This is a genomic window from Lysinibacillus sp. BS3, from assembly GCF_039614735.1.
Lineage (GTDB): Bacteria > Bacillota > Bacilli > Bacillales_A > Planococcaceae > Lysinibacillus > Lysinibacillus capsici.
In genome coordinates this window covers 881,484-896,286 of record NZ_CP154860.1, presented here as the reverse complement: position 1 = coordinate 896,286, position 14,803 = coordinate 881,484, and the positions used below count along the sequence as shown (strand labels likewise).

At 40.2% G+C, this 14,803-nt stretch carries 14 protein-coding genes; 12 read left to right on the top strand and 2 right to left on the bottom strand.

Annotation, left to right across the window (positions count from 1 at the left end):
- The first annotated feature begins 93 nt into the window (after positions 1–93).
- The 4 genes from AAJG31_RS04815 (at position 94) to AAJG31_RS04800 (ending at position 5,739) form a co-directional block, all read left to right on the top strand.
- A complete protein-coding gene (locus AAJG31_RS04815) occupies positions 94–1,698 on the top strand; it encodes a PucR family transcriptional regulator ligand-binding domain-containing protein (RefSeq protein ID WP_345803572.1) in 1,605 nt (534 codons plus the stop codon).
- Between the two features lie 129 nt (positions 1,699–1,827).
- A complete protein-coding gene (locus tag AAJG31_RS04810; RefSeq protein ID WP_259948815.1) occupies positions 1,828–3,096 on the top strand; it encodes a cytosine permease in 1,269 nt (422 codons plus the stop codon).
- Positions 3,093–4,196 (top strand): DUF917 domain-containing protein, encoded by a 1,104-nt coding sequence (locus AAJG31_RS04805; protein ID WP_237900318.1) that lies wholly within the window; start codon positions 3,093–3,095, stop codon positions 4,194–4,196. Before AAJG31_RS04810 ends, AAJG31_RS04805 begins: the two co-directional genes overlap by 4 nt.
- Entirely contained in the window at positions 4,189–5,739 is a 1,551-nt protein-coding gene (locus AAJG31_RS04800) for a hydantoinase/oxoprolinase family protein (protein ID WP_279494633.1), read from the top strand. Before AAJG31_RS04805 ends, AAJG31_RS04800 begins: the two co-directional genes overlap by 8 nt.
- A 17-nt stretch (positions 5,740–5,756) precedes the next feature.
- Here the strand turns inward: AAJG31_RS04800 and AAJG31_RS04795 are convergent, their stop codons facing one another.
- Positions 5,757–6,431 (bottom strand): HAD family hydrolase, encoded by a 675-nt coding sequence (locus AAJG31_RS04795; RefSeq protein ID WP_279494634.1) that lies wholly within the window; start codon positions 6,429–6,431, stop codon positions 5,757–5,759.
- Positions 6,432–6,437: 6 nt separating this feature from the next.
- The gene (locus tag AAJG31_RS04790; protein WP_279494635.1) at positions 6,438–6,671 is read right to left on the bottom strand and encodes a cyclase; all 234 of its coding nucleotides are present in this window, start codon (positions 6,669–6,671) and stop codon (positions 6,438–6,440) included.
- 190 nt (positions 6,672–6,861) lie between these two features.
- Between AAJG31_RS04790 and AAJG31_RS04785 the strand changes: the two genes are divergently transcribed.
- The 8 genes from AAJG31_RS04785 to AAJG31_RS04750 all read left to right on the top strand — a co-directional run bounded on the left by AAJG31_RS04785 (position 6,862) and on the right by AAJG31_RS04750 (position 14,798).
- Positions 6,862–7,638: a hypothetical protein gene (locus AAJG31_RS04785; RefSeq protein ID WP_279494636.1), complete on the top strand. Its 777-nt coding sequence runs from the start codon at positions 6,862–6,864 to the stop codon at positions 7,636–7,638.
- Entirely contained in the window at positions 7,635–7,991 is a 357-nt protein-coding gene (locus AAJG31_RS04780; protein WP_048390347.1) for a GntR family transcriptional regulator, read from the top strand. The genes AAJG31_RS04785 and AAJG31_RS04780 overlap by 4 nt, the downstream gene beginning before the upstream one ends.
- A gap of 9 nt (positions 7,992–8,000) precedes the next feature.
- Entirely contained in the window at positions 8,001–8,714 is a 714-nt protein-coding gene (locus AAJG31_RS04775; RefSeq protein ID WP_048390349.1) for an ABC transporter ATP-binding protein, read from the top strand.
- Positions 8,715–8,801: 87 nt separating this feature from the next.
- The gene (locus tag AAJG31_RS04770; protein ID WP_009370928.1) at positions 8,802–9,722 is read left to right on the top strand and encodes an ABC transporter ATP-binding protein; all 921 of its coding nucleotides are present in this window, start codon (positions 8,802–8,804) and stop codon (positions 9,720–9,722) included.
- On the top strand, positions 9,700–10,641 hold the full coding sequence (locus tag AAJG31_RS04765; RefSeq protein ID WP_009370929.1) for an ABC transporter permease: 942 nt from the start codon (positions 9,700–9,702) through the stop codon (positions 10,639–10,641). Before AAJG31_RS04770 ends, AAJG31_RS04765 begins: the two co-directional genes overlap by 23 nt.
- A 178-nt stretch (positions 10,642–10,819) precedes the next feature.
- The gene (gene nagE / locus AAJG31_RS04760; protein ID WP_259948830.1) at positions 10,820–12,763 is read left to right on the top strand and encodes an N-acetylglucosamine-specific PTS transporter subunit IIBC; all 1,944 of its coding nucleotides are present in this window, start codon (positions 10,820–10,822) and stop codon (positions 12,761–12,763) included.
- A 97-nt stretch (positions 12,764–12,860) separates the two neighbouring features.
- Positions 12,861–14,021, top strand: coding sequence for an N-acetylglucosamine-6-phosphate deacetylase (nagA, locus tag AAJG31_RS04755; RefSeq protein WP_103117859.1), 1,161 nt, complete (start codon positions 12,861–12,863; stop codon positions 14,019–14,021).
- A 66-nt stretch (positions 14,022–14,087) separates the two neighbouring features.
- A complete protein-coding gene (locus AAJG31_RS04750; RefSeq protein ID WP_259948835.1) occupies positions 14,088–14,798 on the top strand; it encodes an SIS domain-containing protein in 711 nt (236 codons plus the stop codon).
- Positions 14,799–14,803 lie beyond the last annotated feature (5 nt).

Here is a 14,803-nt window from a genome sequence, read left to right as displayed (position 1 = left end):
ACTAACAAGCTACCAGTTAAAATAGAGAGCAAACTGTATTTTGAAAGATAGTAGGGGATATGGTATTCTTCTTCAAAAGAGTTGTAAAGAAAAGTGGTGGTGGAACATGGGGTAACGGTCAATGAATTATTACAATTGCCATCTTTTCGAGGGGCAGAGGTGTTAACAGGGCAAGATAATCTGCACCGTACCGTATCATCTCTATCTGTATTAGAGGTATCGAATGTTGATTTTTATTCGAAAATTATTAACCGTGTACAGGAGGAATGGTATGCAGAGGAGCTTGTCATTAGCTCCTTTTACTCCATTCGAGATAGTGTGGAGCAGCAATGTGAAACGATACAGCATTTACATGATTTAGGAGAGCTGGGGCTTATTTTATATTATGTCGGCATTGTATTGCCTGATATTCCAGAAGAAGTGCTTGCGTTAGCGGAGGCACAAGGCTTTATTATCATTTGTATGCCGCGAAATGATTATTCACTGCGCTATAACGAGGTTATCTATGAGGTTATGGAAGCGATTGTTAGTAATCAAGGCGTTAATGATCATTTTGTCAAAGAGACATTAGAAAAGGTATCGTTACTACCTGAGCATTTAAGAAGTGTTGAAATTACACTGAAAATGCTTTCAGATCGTTTAAAGGCGAATATTGTGCTCACCAATAGTCATTTTGACATTGTGAACCAAGTGATGTGGCCACGAAATTCATCATTAGATGTAGCGAATGTCATTGAAGAATGCTCCCAATCCAATTTTCAGAGGGAAGCAGGCAAGCTCGAGCTGCTAAGAAGTGATGTCGCCTGTGTCGTAGACTATAAAAGAGTACATCAAAAAAATGGCGAGCCGCTATTTTTATTTCTGATTAAAGAAAATACAAAATTACCTGCTAAGACAATTGAAAAAGTAAGTGAGGTTGTGCAAGTAGCCATAAATTTATGGGGAGACAAGCATGATGAGGTTAGTGAATATGCCTTAGTTAAAGCTATTATCAATGACGAAGGGGAGAAAATGAGAAGATTAGCCAATCTTCTTCATATTGATGTTTCCGCCATTCAAATGATGTGGCTTGTCTACATGCATGATTTAGCAGACGAAAAAAGAATTCGCGATGAATTAGAAGAGCAACTGTCCAAATATTATCAAACAAGAGTCATCCAATGCATTGACCATTGTATGATTGTACTGGTAGGCAATTGCTTTTATAAGTATCATGAGTTTGAGATTGCCATTGAATATAGTGAAACTACTCAGTATGATGCCCAAATCGCAGAAATTGTTTATGCACCTAAAATGAGAAATACAAAGTCTGTTCGTCAAATGTATCAATTGGTCAATCAGGTGGGGGACAAAGCCCATACGATTTATCCGATGCGAAAATTGTTTACTGCAGCGGAAGTGCGCTCCATGAAAAGGGCAATTGATGTCAGTAAGCAGGGCGAGGAAATGATTGAAGAATATTTGTCTGTAATTGAACCCATTATACGTGACCATGATTCCTTGCAGACTTTGATAACCTTTTTATTAGATGCAAATGCTAGTGTGGAGCGCTGTGCAGAGCTCCTCTATATCCATAAAAACACGGTGAAATACCGCATCAAAAAAATTAGTGAGCTGATTGGCACAGATGTTACCGTATATTCGGAATTTTATGATGCCTACATGGCTTGCATGCTATATCGATTGATTAATGATTAGAATAATCTGAAATTTTGTCATTTTGAACAAAATTTCAGATTATTTTTTTCATTTGCGCAAAAGACTCAACTCTTACCTATCTTCTATAATTAAAAACATTAATCCATCACCAAATAAGGAGGGAGTCACATGCAAAATGAAAATAAAGGTCAATCTTGGTATAGCTTAGGCATTATTTGGGCTGGTGCCATGATTTGTATTCCCAGTTTATTAGTCGGTAACGCACTGATTACCAATATGAGTTTATCAAAGGCACTGGCTGTTGCTTTTGTAGGCTATGCTATTGTCGTGATCATCATGATTTTGCAAGGCATGCAAAGCAGTGATTTAGGAAAGCCCACTGTCCATATAGCAGGACAAGTGTTTGGAAAAAAGGGCTCTCGTACAATATTATCCATTATCTTAGCTATTGCTTGCTTAGGGTGGTTTGGCATTCAGGCCAATGTGTGTGGCGTAGCCTTAGCAAATTTATTAGCAATCTATCATTTGAATATACCTATTCCAATCGCTTCATTCATTAGTGGTATGGTCATGGTCGTATCCGCACTTTATGGGATGAAGGTGTTGCGTATTTTAAGCTATATCGCCGTACCATTGCTCGTCATCATTTGTCTGTATGGTTTAGGTCAAATATTAACTGGTGAGCAACTACAGCTCGTTCGGGATTATCAGCCACAGGGCAATATGAGCTTTATGGATGGTTTAGCTGTAACGATTGGGTCCTTTGCATTAGGGGCTGTTATCGCGGGTGATTATTCGCAATTTTCAAAAAATCGTTCAGACGTTTTCAAAGCCGCTACATTAGGGATTATTCCTGCAGGGGTGCTAATGATTGCTGTGGGAGCTGTCTTAACGATTGCCTATCAAACAAGTGATATTACAGCAGTCTTTCTGCATATCGCAACACCCTTTATTGGTGGAGTGGGTCTGATTTTAGCAACATGGAAAACCAATTTGGTCAATGCAATTTCAGGTGGAATTGCCTTAATTAATGTATTTGATGTTGCTAAAAACAAAGAACGATTAGCCATAGGTGTGGCGGGTACAATTGGCACAATCTTAGCCGTTGTAGGGATTTTAAATTATTTTACACCTATCATGTCAATTTTATCGGCGATGATTCCGCCTGTTGCAGGGGTGATGATTGCTTCCTACTGGGTCATTCATAAAGGCAAAACAGATAACTGGCAGGAAGTTGAAGGGGTCAATCGATTAGGTGTATTTTCTTGGCTAGTAGGTGCTGTAATTGCCTGTATGCCAGTGGTATTTTCCTTATTCCCTGCATTGCCAGCGCTACCAAACCAACCGATGATTGGCATCATTATTTCATTCGTGATTTATTATGTTGGGTATCGTGTATCTGTACAAAAAACGGTCATATTGGAGGAACATAGATGAGATATTTAGATCAGGCAGCTATTGAACATATTGCCATAGGGGCAGCATTTTTAGGAACAGGTGGGGGAGGAGATCCCTATATTGGAAAATTAATGGCGCTTTCTGCTATCGAAAAAAATGGCCCTGTAAAGTTGTATTCAGTGGATGAAATTGCGGATGATGATTTTTTCATTCCAGCTGCAATGATGGGGGCACCATCAGTTTTAGTAGAAAAATTCCCACGTGGCGATGAGTTTGTTAAGGTTTTCCAAAAGCTTGCCCAATATTTAGGAAAAGAAAAAATTGCAGGCACCTATCCAATGGAAGCAGGTGGGGTCAATTCGATGATTCCTATTGTAGTAGCAGCACAGCTTGGCTTACCATTGATTGATTGTGATGGCATGGGGCGTGCATTTCCGGAATTACAAATGGTGACATTCCACTTAGATGGGATTTCGGCAACGCCAATGGCCATCACTGATGAAAAAGGGAATATTGGTATTTTTGAAACGATTGATAATAAATGGACCGAGCGTATCGCCCGAACAGCAACAGTAGAAATGGGCGCTAGTTCTTTAGTGAGCCTCTACCCAACAACGGGTGCACAAATTAAACAAAGCGGTGTTCATCATATAGTGACGCTTTCTGAAAAAATCGGTGAAATTATTGCCTCAAAAGATCAAGAGGTGAACGATAAGCTACAAAGCCTTTTAAAGCTTGCGGAAGGATATGAGCTTTTCCAAGGAAAAATAGTGGATGTTATTCGTGAAACGAAGGGTGGCTTTAACCTAGGTAAAATGAATCTTGAAGGTATTGAATCTTATAAAAATGATCAAATGAAGGTTCATTTCCAAAATGAAAACTTATTAGCTGAGAAAAACGGGCAGGTTATAGCGATGACACCAGACTTAATTTGTTTGGTGGATTATGAAACTTTATTGCCTGTTACAACAGAGAGCTTAAAATATGGTAAACGTGTGCGTGTGATTGGCTTACCAGCACATGAAAAATGGCGTACAGCAAAAGGTATTGAAACAGCTGGACCCAAATACTTTGGCTATGAATATGAGTATACGCCAATTGAGGAATTGGTGAAAAAGGAGGTAGCAGAGCATGTATAAAATTGGAATCGATGTAGGTGGAACAAACACAGATGCCATCCTTTTAGACCATAATAGCCAGCTTATTTACAGTGTGAAATCACCAACAAGCTTAGATATTAAAACAGGGATTGAAAAGTCACTGCAACAATTACTAGAGGGTGCAAATATTGACAAAACAAAAATTACTCATGCGATGTTAGGGACAACACAATGCACCAATGCCATTGTTGAACGTAAAAAGCTAGCAAAGGTTGGTGTCATTCGACTAGGTTATCCAGCGACGGCTTCCGTACTCCCTTATACAGCTTGGCCAGCGGATATGATTGATAAATTATCTGGTAATTATGCCATTGCCCATGGTGGTTATGAATATGACGGCCAATTATTGAGTGCGCTTGATCAACAGGAAATTACAAAACTACTAGAGGAATGGCGTGGTCAAGTAGAATCCATTGCGATTGTTGGTGTCTTTTCCTCTATTAAAAATGATCAAGAATTGCAGGTTCGTGAATGGATTCAAGAAGTCTATGGCGAGGAATTCCCAATTTCCTGCTCCTCATTAATAGGTTCAGTCGGGTTAATAGAACGTGAAAATGCTACGATTCTAAATGCTGCATTATGTAAGGTGATTGAGACAACAACACAGGGCTTTGTACAGGCGTTACAAGCGGAAGGCATTTTTGATGTAGAGGTGTATCTATGCCAGAATGACGGTACATTAATGTCTATCGACTACGCCAAGCAATTCCCAATTTTAACAATTGCCTGTGGACCAACAAATAGTATCCGTGGAGCATCGTATTTATCCCAAATTCAAAACACAATGGTATTGGATGTTGGGGGTACCACTTCAGATATCGGTGTATTACAGGATGGTTTCCCGCGAGAATCCTCGGTCGCAGTTGAAGTGGGAGACATTCGGACAAACTTTAGGATGCCAGATATTATTTCAGTCGGACTTGGCGGGGGAAGTATTGTTCGTGTGAACGGCAACATAATTACAGTCGGGCCGGATAGTGTAGGCTATAAAATCAGTGAGGAGGCCCTTGTTTTCGGTGGCTCGACCTTAACGACAACAGATATCGCTGTCCGTTTAGGCTTAGCAGATGTAGGTGATTCCACGTTAGTGGCACATATTGATGAAGCCTTTGCCAAAGCCGTTCAAGAAGAAATTTCTTCGTTACTAGAACAGGCGATTGATAAGATGAAAACTTCCTCAGAGGATGTGTCACTAGTCTTAGTAGGGGGTGGTGGTATCATTGTGCCAGAAAAGATTCGGGGTGTTTCCACAATTGTAAAATCTGAATACGGTGGTGTTGCGAATGCCATCGGAGCCTCGATTGCACAAATTAGTGGTCAATATGAGCAAATTTATATTTATTCCAAAGAACCGCGTGAGGAATCCTTGAAGGATGCACAAAACAAGGCTGTGAAACAAGCCGTATTAGCAGGTGCTCTTGAGGGTACCATTGAGCTAGTGGAAGTAGAAGAAACACCTCTCGCGTATCATCCAGAAAATGCAACAAGATTGAAGGTAAAAGTAGTAGGGAAAATGGTGTAACAGTCAAAGGAAGAGTCCTAGTTAAACAGGGCTCTTCCTTTTATTAATTGCTCAAATGAATGAATCACTGCATCAGGTTTAATGTCAGTAGGATTCGTGAGCCGAGGAGGATTGTACCATATGCCCTTCATCCTTGCTTGCTGACAACCAGCAATATCTTTTGCTAAGTCATCCCCAACGAATAAGGCTTCATTTGGCTGAACTTGGAGCTGATGTAGAGCTAATTCAAATATGCGTTTGTCAGGCTTAGTTAAGCCTACTTCCTCCGAAATAAGGATAACATCAAAATAGCTAGCTAAACCTGTATGTGTGATTTTAGCCTTTTGTCGCTGTGTAGAGCCGTTTGTGATAATGCCAACTTGTACTTGCTTCTTAATCGTTTGGAGAACCTTCAACATATGTTGATCGATAGAAAAGCAATATGGAAACTGCTGATCCCAAAAATCTTGCATGTCATGGCGAGGCAATTGAAAAGTTGATGGAAACGCATCAAAAAACGATGATAAAACATTGGTTTTATCGGCAATCCCATAGTCTCTTTTATCGTATTCCTTAAATTTTTCCAACATGTCCTTTTTGAGCATACCCTGAACAGCACCATAGTATTTTTCCAAAATAATATAAAACAGGTTATCGACAGCATGATCTCGATTAAGTAAGGTATCATCTAAATCAAATAGTATCGCTTTCAACGAGCTTCATATCCTTTCTTGCTCATCAAGAGGTTTTCGTTTATGTTTTTCATTAATAATTTTTTTGTTTAGGATCGTTACCTTGCCAACCATGAGCAACCTCATATCTTCCACAATATACTTAGCTAGCTCTTCGTCCGATATGTCATTTCCTTCAATATCAAGGCGAAAATCCTGCCCTTGTATACCACCACCATTGGTAAATTCAATTTCAAAATCAAAGACAACTCTTTTATCCATTCAAGTACCACCTTACGCTTAGTGTTAGAGTGCTATCCATATATTCTGTGTTTAATAGGTGAATACCTTCTTTGAGCATAAGCGTAATTGTTGAGTAAACAAAATTTCCTTTTTCTTGTATTTGCCACTTGCTAACAAAAAAGTCATAGTGTAATATGTAACTAGTACACTATGACACGAGGTGTTGTGATTGAAAAGCTTTTCAGGACTTTTAAAAAAAGAATGGGTACTTTATCGCTCATGGTTTCTAGTAGGGATATTTATGGGACTTATGCTATCTTGGATAGTTCCCTATATCTTACATCAGTTTGTTGATCTCTTTGCACAGGAAAATCAGCTAGAGTTTGTATTTACGATGCTCGTCCTTTTTCTAGGCGGATTTTATTCTGTTATACAATTTTTGGCATCGATGCGATTTGACATTAAAGCAAAGGAGAGCTGGCTCCATTCAACAAGCTCTATCACAAAGCTTATCGGAGCAAAATTGGTTTGCTCATTAGTAGGATATGTCCTCTTCACTATCCTTTTTACGAGTATAGCCATTTTCAATATTAAGGATGAGCTGATCGCGAGCGCTGGAAAAATTTTACTAGTTTTGGTAATAATTGTTATTATATTGGCGATTTTACAATTAATGCTATTTATCGTTCTTTTATTCTTTTTAGCTTTTTATTTGCAATTGAAGCGCATAATAGGTCGTTTTTCAATTGTGCTGACAATGATTGTGTTTTATGTAACCACAGCTGGTTGGGCGCGGGTAACGGAGAGTCAGCTGTATCGAACGATCTTCCTCCATGGGGAAGTTTCGCTTCAAAACATCGAACACTATCTACCAAAAGCGAAAGAAATGACGATGGAATGGATGCTTGGCTCGATATATGTCGTTGAGGAAATAGCCATTACGTTATTACTACTTCTGCTGTTTTTAGCAGCATCGAAGTGGCTTGAAAGGGTGGTTTTACGATGACGATGGATTTTTCGCGTGACAAACCCATTTATAGCCAGCTTGTCGATCGAATTTGTGGAGACATTTTGAAGGGGAAGTTGGAGCTAGGTGATCGACTTCCCTCTGTTCGAGAATATGCAGTAGAAACAGGTGTCAATGTCAATACGGTGCAACGTGTATACAAGGAGTTAGAGGCAATGAATATAACGGAAACCAAACGAGGACAGGGTACATTTATTACGAGCAATGAGGAGCGCATTGAGTTATTGCGTGAAGAGATGAAAAATCAGCTGGCTGAAAATTTTTTAACATCGATTGAGGCATTAGGCTTTTCGAAGGAAGAGATGCTTGTGGTTTTGAAAAATAAAGCGTGAGGTGAAGGGATGTTACAGCTATCAAATGTATCTTTTCAATATAAGAAAAAGCCAGTTTTACAGGATCTATCCTTCTCCTTTCCGATTGGACAAATCATTGGACTAGTTGGGGAAAATGGTAGTGGTAAATCTACGCTTATGAAAGTTTTGGCTGGTTTACTGAGACCCACTGCTGGTGAGATCACACTAGAGGGTAAGCCAGTCACACGTAGAAGTGCTGACAAAATTGCTTATTTACCAGATACAGATTTATTTTTTGAGTACTACACGGGTGAACAGCTTTTCCAGCATTATGCTTCGCAATTTGAAGATTTTTCCTATGATAAAGCCTGTATCGTCGCACAATTTTTACAGGTAGATACGCGCACAAAGCTACGCCAATTATCAAAGGGTAATCGTGGTCGCATGAAAATGGCTGCCACCCTTGGACGAGAGGTTCCTTATTATGTCATGGACGAACCATTTGCTGGGCTAGACCCAATTGTGAGAGAGCAGCTGATTAAAGGCTTAATTCAATTTACGGACATCGAAAATCAAACGATTTTGCTATCCACACATGAATTATATGAGGTAGAGCCTATTTTAGATCAAATTATTTTATTGCAGGCAGGATCAATCATGGCCTACGAGAATGTGGAAACATTACGCGATGTGGCTAATAAGGATGCAGTTGAGTGGATGAAAGGGTTTTATCGTCCTTCAGTAAAAAATATTGACAGCTAAAGGTGAAGAAGGAATCGTCAATAAAGCAATGTTGTCGTGCCAGACTGCATAATGCTCAGGCGAAATAGATTAGAAAGGGTGAAAAATATGACAGAACCGATTGTACAATTGCAAAATTTATCGAAAACTATTCGAGGAAAGCAATTAATTCAACAGTTAAACATTGATTTATATCCAGGCCAAATTACAGGATTTTTAGGACCGAATGGAGCGGGGAAAACAACAACAATCCGAATGATGACAGGGCTTATGCATCCAACAGAGGGCAATGTCATCATCGACGGGCTTTCACTGAAGGAGCATTACGAGGAAGCCATTAGTAAGGTTGGTGTGATTGTTGAAAATCCAGAAATGTATAAATTTATGTCAGGCTATAAAAATTTACTACATTTTGCACGTATGCATAAAAATGTAACAAAGGAACGAATTCAGGAGGTCATTCAACAGGTTGGGCTCGAAAATCGTATACATGAAAAGGTCTCTACGTATTCACTTGGTATGAGACAACGACTAGGATTAGCCCAGGCGTTATTGCACAGACCGAAATTTTTGATTTTAGATGAGCCGACGAATGGCTTAGACCCTGCTGGTATTCGTGAGTTTCGTATGTACCTACGTAAGATTGCTTCAGAAGAGGGCGTATCCGTCTTTGTCTCAAGTCACTTATTATCAGAAATTGAATTGATGTGTGATCGAGTGGCCGTGATTCAAAATGGGCAGCTAATTGATCTGCGCGATATTCACAATGAAAGCTCATCATTTTATTATGTGGAGGCACAGCCAAAAGAGCAGGTGTCTGCTTATCTGGAACAGTGTGACTTTAACTTTGTAGCAGAGAATCAAGGCTATGTGGTGGAAATGAAGAAAGAGGATGTCCCAGCTATGACTACACAACTAGTCCAAGCGGGTATTCAATTATTTGCTGTACAGCCACATCAAAAAACATTAGAGGATCAATTCTTAGAAATGACTGGAGGCGGACAAATTGCTGAAGCTAATTCAAAATGAGTGGATGAAATTATGGCATAAAAAAGGAACATGGGCAATGGTGGCCATGCTGATTCTTGTCATTCTTGTTCCTGCTGGAATCACCAAATATTATGAAGTAAAATCCCCGACGGAAGGCTCTTGGCAGGACATAGAGCAGGATGCCATTCAATCTTATAAAGAGACGCTAGCAGGTGAAGATTTAACGGAGGAAGATAAGGCATACTTTCAAGAGCAGATGGCTATTTCTGAATATCGTTTAGCGAATGATGCACCAAGTCAAAAAGATAGTAGTCTTGCAAGCTTTATGTCCTTTACAAGCGGTATGCTTACGCTTGTTACTTTATTTACAGTCATTACCGCAGCTAGTATTGTATCGAGCGAATTTTCAACAGGGACGATTAAAATGCTCTTAACGCGCCCAATGTCCCGTGCCAAAGTGTTAACGTCTAAATTACTGACAACATTCCTTTTTGGTTTGTTATTGTATGTGGTCAATGTTGTGGTAAGTGCCCTTATCGGCTTAGTCTTGTTCGGCATGGGAACAGGTGTGGAATTAGAAATGGTCAATGGACAGGTCGTTGAAAAGGCTGTATGGAGCGATTTAGCCTATCATTACCTATTATCTGGTGGCGATTTTGTGATGTCTACATTATTTGCCTTTTTGATTGGCTCAGTATTCCGTTCAAGCTCATTAGCAATCGGTTTAACGATGTTCCTTTCTTTTACAGGCGGCATGATAGTTATGTTCTTAAGCCGATACGACATCGTCAAATATATTTGGCTCACACATTCTGATTTAACACAGTATGAGCATGGTGGTGGCTCCATGATTGCTGATGTGACGTTGCCCTTCTCATTAACAGTACTTGCTATATACGCAGTAGTTTTCCTTGTCATTAGTTATTCAACCTTTATGAAACGTGATGTCACGGCATAAACTAAAGAAGAACTGTGCCCTAATTTTGGATTAGGGTGCGGTTTTTTTGTTTAACATCACGAAATATTAAAAAAGTATTTATTTTTTTTTGAATTGCGCCTATAATAATAGCAACTTAGTGAAAACGCTTTTTTTTTACTAAAGTGGTCTAGACAACTATACCAAAGGGGGATAATGAATGTTTGCTTTCTTACAAAAAATCGGTAAGTCGCTCATGTTTCCAATCGCAACATTACCAGCAGCAGCATTACTATTGCGTTTAGGTTCAGCGGATATGCTTGGGGCCGTACCGAATGAAGCCATCCAGTACATTGCTAGTATTATGGCCGCTTCTGGTAATGCTATACTAGGGAATTTACCAATTATTTTTGCTATCGGTATTGCGATGGGGTTTGCACATGATAGCAGTGGTGGCGCAGCTCTAGCAGGTGCGATTGCGCATCTTGTTTTAGTCGCCGTTTTAGGGACTGTTAACGAAGAATTAAATATGGGTGTGTTTGGTGGTATTATTGCCGGTATTACGGCAGGCTTATTATATAACAAATATTATAATGTGAAATTTCCAGAATGGTTATCATTCTTCGGTGGACGGCGCTTTGTACCGATTATTACGTCCATCACCATGGCAATTTTAGGTAGTATTTTAGCAATTGTTTGGGGACCAATTCAAGGTGGTATTGATGCTGTCGGTAATTGGATGATTGGTGCAGGATCACTTGGTGTAGGGATGTATGGCTTCTTCAACCGTCTATTAATTCCAGTGGGTCTCCACCATGTAATCAATACAATTATTTGGTTTGATTTCGGTGAATTTACAAATGCTGCAGGCGAAATCGTGAAAGGGGATATCAACCGCTTCCTAGCAGGAGACACGACAGCTGGACATTTCCAAGCTGGTTTCTTCCCAATTATGATGTTTGGCTTACCAGCAGCCTGTCTAGCAATGTATTTTGCAGCGAAAAAAGAAAAGCGTCCAATCGTTGGAGGGATGTTCGTTTCCATCGCTTTAACAGCCTTTTTAACGGGTGTTACAGAGCCTATTGAATTTTCCTTTATGTTCTTATCACCAGTTCTTTATGGTATTCATGCTGTATTAACAGGTATTTCATTGGCTGTGGCCTATCTCGTTGGATTCCGTGACGGCTTTGGGTTCTCTGCAGGCTTAATTGACTACTTACTCAACCTTGGTCTGGCAGATAAACCATGGCTCTTACTACCTTTAGGTTTAGGCTTTGGGGCGATTTACTTTGTGGTATTCTATTTCTTAATCAAAAAATTAGACTTAAAAACACCAGGACGTGAAGACGATGAGGATGAGGATGGCGAAGTAAATGCTATTGCTGATGATGTCGATTTACGTGCATATTATACAATTGAAGCATTAGGTGGAAAAGACAATATTAAGCAAGTGGATTATTGTACAACTCGCCTACGATTATTAGTACAGGATTCTGCTAGCGTCGATGAAAAAACATTGAAGCAAACAGGTGCAAGAGGAGTTATGCGTATTAGTAAAACCAATGTCCAAGTAATCATTGGGACATCCGTGGAGTTTTTAGCTGAGGCCATAAAAGAACGTTTGAAAAAAGGCAATCCAGCACCAGCCAATGTAGGACTTCCATCAGCTCAGCCTGTCATGGAAGAAACGGTGAAGAATGACACGATGACATTCCGTGATTTCGAAATGCCAATGACGGGTGATTTATTGCCTTTAACAGAAGTGCCTGATGAGGCATTTTCAGCAGGCTTGATGGGCCCAGGTTTCGGGATACGTCCGACAGATGGAGCAGTCTATGCACCATTTGATGGTCAAGTAGTGATGGTGTTCCCCACAAAGCATGCAATTGGCTTAAAATCTGATACGGGCATTGAAGTATTAATTCATGTTGGCTTAGATACGGTCAAACTAAATGGTGATGGTTTTGATCTGTTCGTTACAGATGGTCAAAAAGTTAAGCGTGGGGATGCGTTATTAAAAGCAGACCTTGTACAGATTGAAGGGCAAGTACCTTCTGTCATCACACCAGTTGTCTTTACAAGCTTAATGGGGCAAGAGATTACACTTGAAAAGACTGGCTATCAACGAGCAGGCTCAACGAATATTATTACAATGAAGAAGTAACAACTAATGGGGCTGTTAGCGAAGGTATACAGAGGCAATGAGCTATTGCACACGGATGCCTTTTCGACAGCCCTTGTTCAAGAAGGAGATGTTTTTCTTGAGTTTACTCATTCGAAATATCACAGTAGTGAATGGCAATGGACGAGATGAACAGGTAGATGTATGGATGAAGGATGGTAAAATTGCGCAAATTGCTCCTCAGCTTGATATCCACGATGTAGAACAGCTTGATGGTTCAGGGAAATTTTTATTGCCAGGATTTATTGATATGCACATTCATGGATCCGCTCAAATGGATACGATGGATGCTTCTGATGAAGGGCTTCATACGATGGCTCAATCCCTTTTAAAAGAAGGAACGACAAGCTTTTTAGCTACAACGATGACACAAAGCTATGACAACATTGAACGAGCTATTGAAAATGTAGCACAGTTCCAGCCACAGCCAGATGAAGCAGAGGTACTGGGTATTCATATCGAAGGGCCATTTGTTTCAAAGCAGCGAGCAGGGGCACAGCCTCTTGAATATATTGTCGAGCTAGATTTAGATATATGGACAAAATGGCAGCAACTAAGTGGCCATAAAATCAAGCAAATTACGCTAGCACCAGAAGAGCCGAATGGCATGGCAGCTGTGCAAAGTATTTCTGCTAGCGGTGTCATTGTTTCAATTGGTCATTCGGATGCTACCTTTGAGCAAATGCAACAAGCGGCTCAATTAGGTGCCACACAGGGGACACACTTATACAACCAAATGCGTCCATTCCACCATCGAGATCCAGGTGTAGTTGGCGGTGTCCTGCTGCTAGATGCGATTAAGGCAGAACTGATTGTTGATTTTATCCATATGCATGAAGGAGCGGTGGAAATGGCCTATCGCTTAAAGGGAGCGGACGGGCTTATTTTAATTACAGATGCCATGCGCGCAAAGGGAATGCCCTACGGAGCATATGATTTAGGCGGTCAAACAGTCCATGTGACAGAAGCAGGTGCCCATTTGTCAAATGGATCGTTAGCAGGCAGTATTTTAAAAATGGATCAGGCTGTACGGAATATGCATCACATTACGAATTGTACGCTGGAGGAGCTTGTCAAAATGTCCAGCTTTAATGCTGCTGAGCAATTGAAGCTAGGTAATAAGGGTCAGCTTATACAAGGCTTTGATGCGGATGCAGTGATTTTAGATGAACATTTAAAGCTCCACCAAACGATTAAGGCGGGCAAGGTCTTATATGATGCAAATTCAAGTGGACAATAGTTACTAATATGCAGCAGGTATACAAACATCTTGCATGAAACGATGGAAATGAAAAGGTGATAGAACATGAATACCTATTTTCAACTAGTAAATCGATATTTAACAATGGTGGCACAGCAGGAAAGCAACCAACTTATGCATATTGCCAAGCAAATTGTTAAACGTCTCACAAAGGGAGGCATTATCCAGCTCTTTGGCTCTGGTCATTCCATGCTATTAGCACAGGAATGTTACTATAGAGCAGGTGGCTTAGTGCCTGTCAAACCGATACACATAGAATCGTTAATGCTACATCAGGGTGCACGGCAATCCTCACAAAATGAAAAAAAACAGGCTTTTTTAGCCACCTATAAGGATCAGCTGCAATTTGATGAGCAAGATGTTTGTATCATCATTTCAACCTCTGCCAATAATCCAGTGCCCATTGATATGGCTACCTATGCAAAGGAAGCGGGCGCTTTGACTATTTCACTCCAATCACTGGAATATCAGCACCAGCCGTCGCGCCATCCGTCAGGCAAGCGTTTAGAGCAAGTAGTAGATGAAGTTTTGAATACGCATGTGCCATTAGGTGATGGTGTGTTAACCGTTGACCAATTGCAATATGCTCCTGTATCAACGGTGTTAGGTGCGACTTTACTAAATGCTTTATTCGCTCAAATCATTGAGCTTATGCATGCACAGGGCGCTAGTGTACCAGTGTTTGGTAGCAGTAATTTAGGGGAAAATAATAACGATGCGCTCATTGATCAGTATGGTCAGCGTATTCATTTCTAGGATAC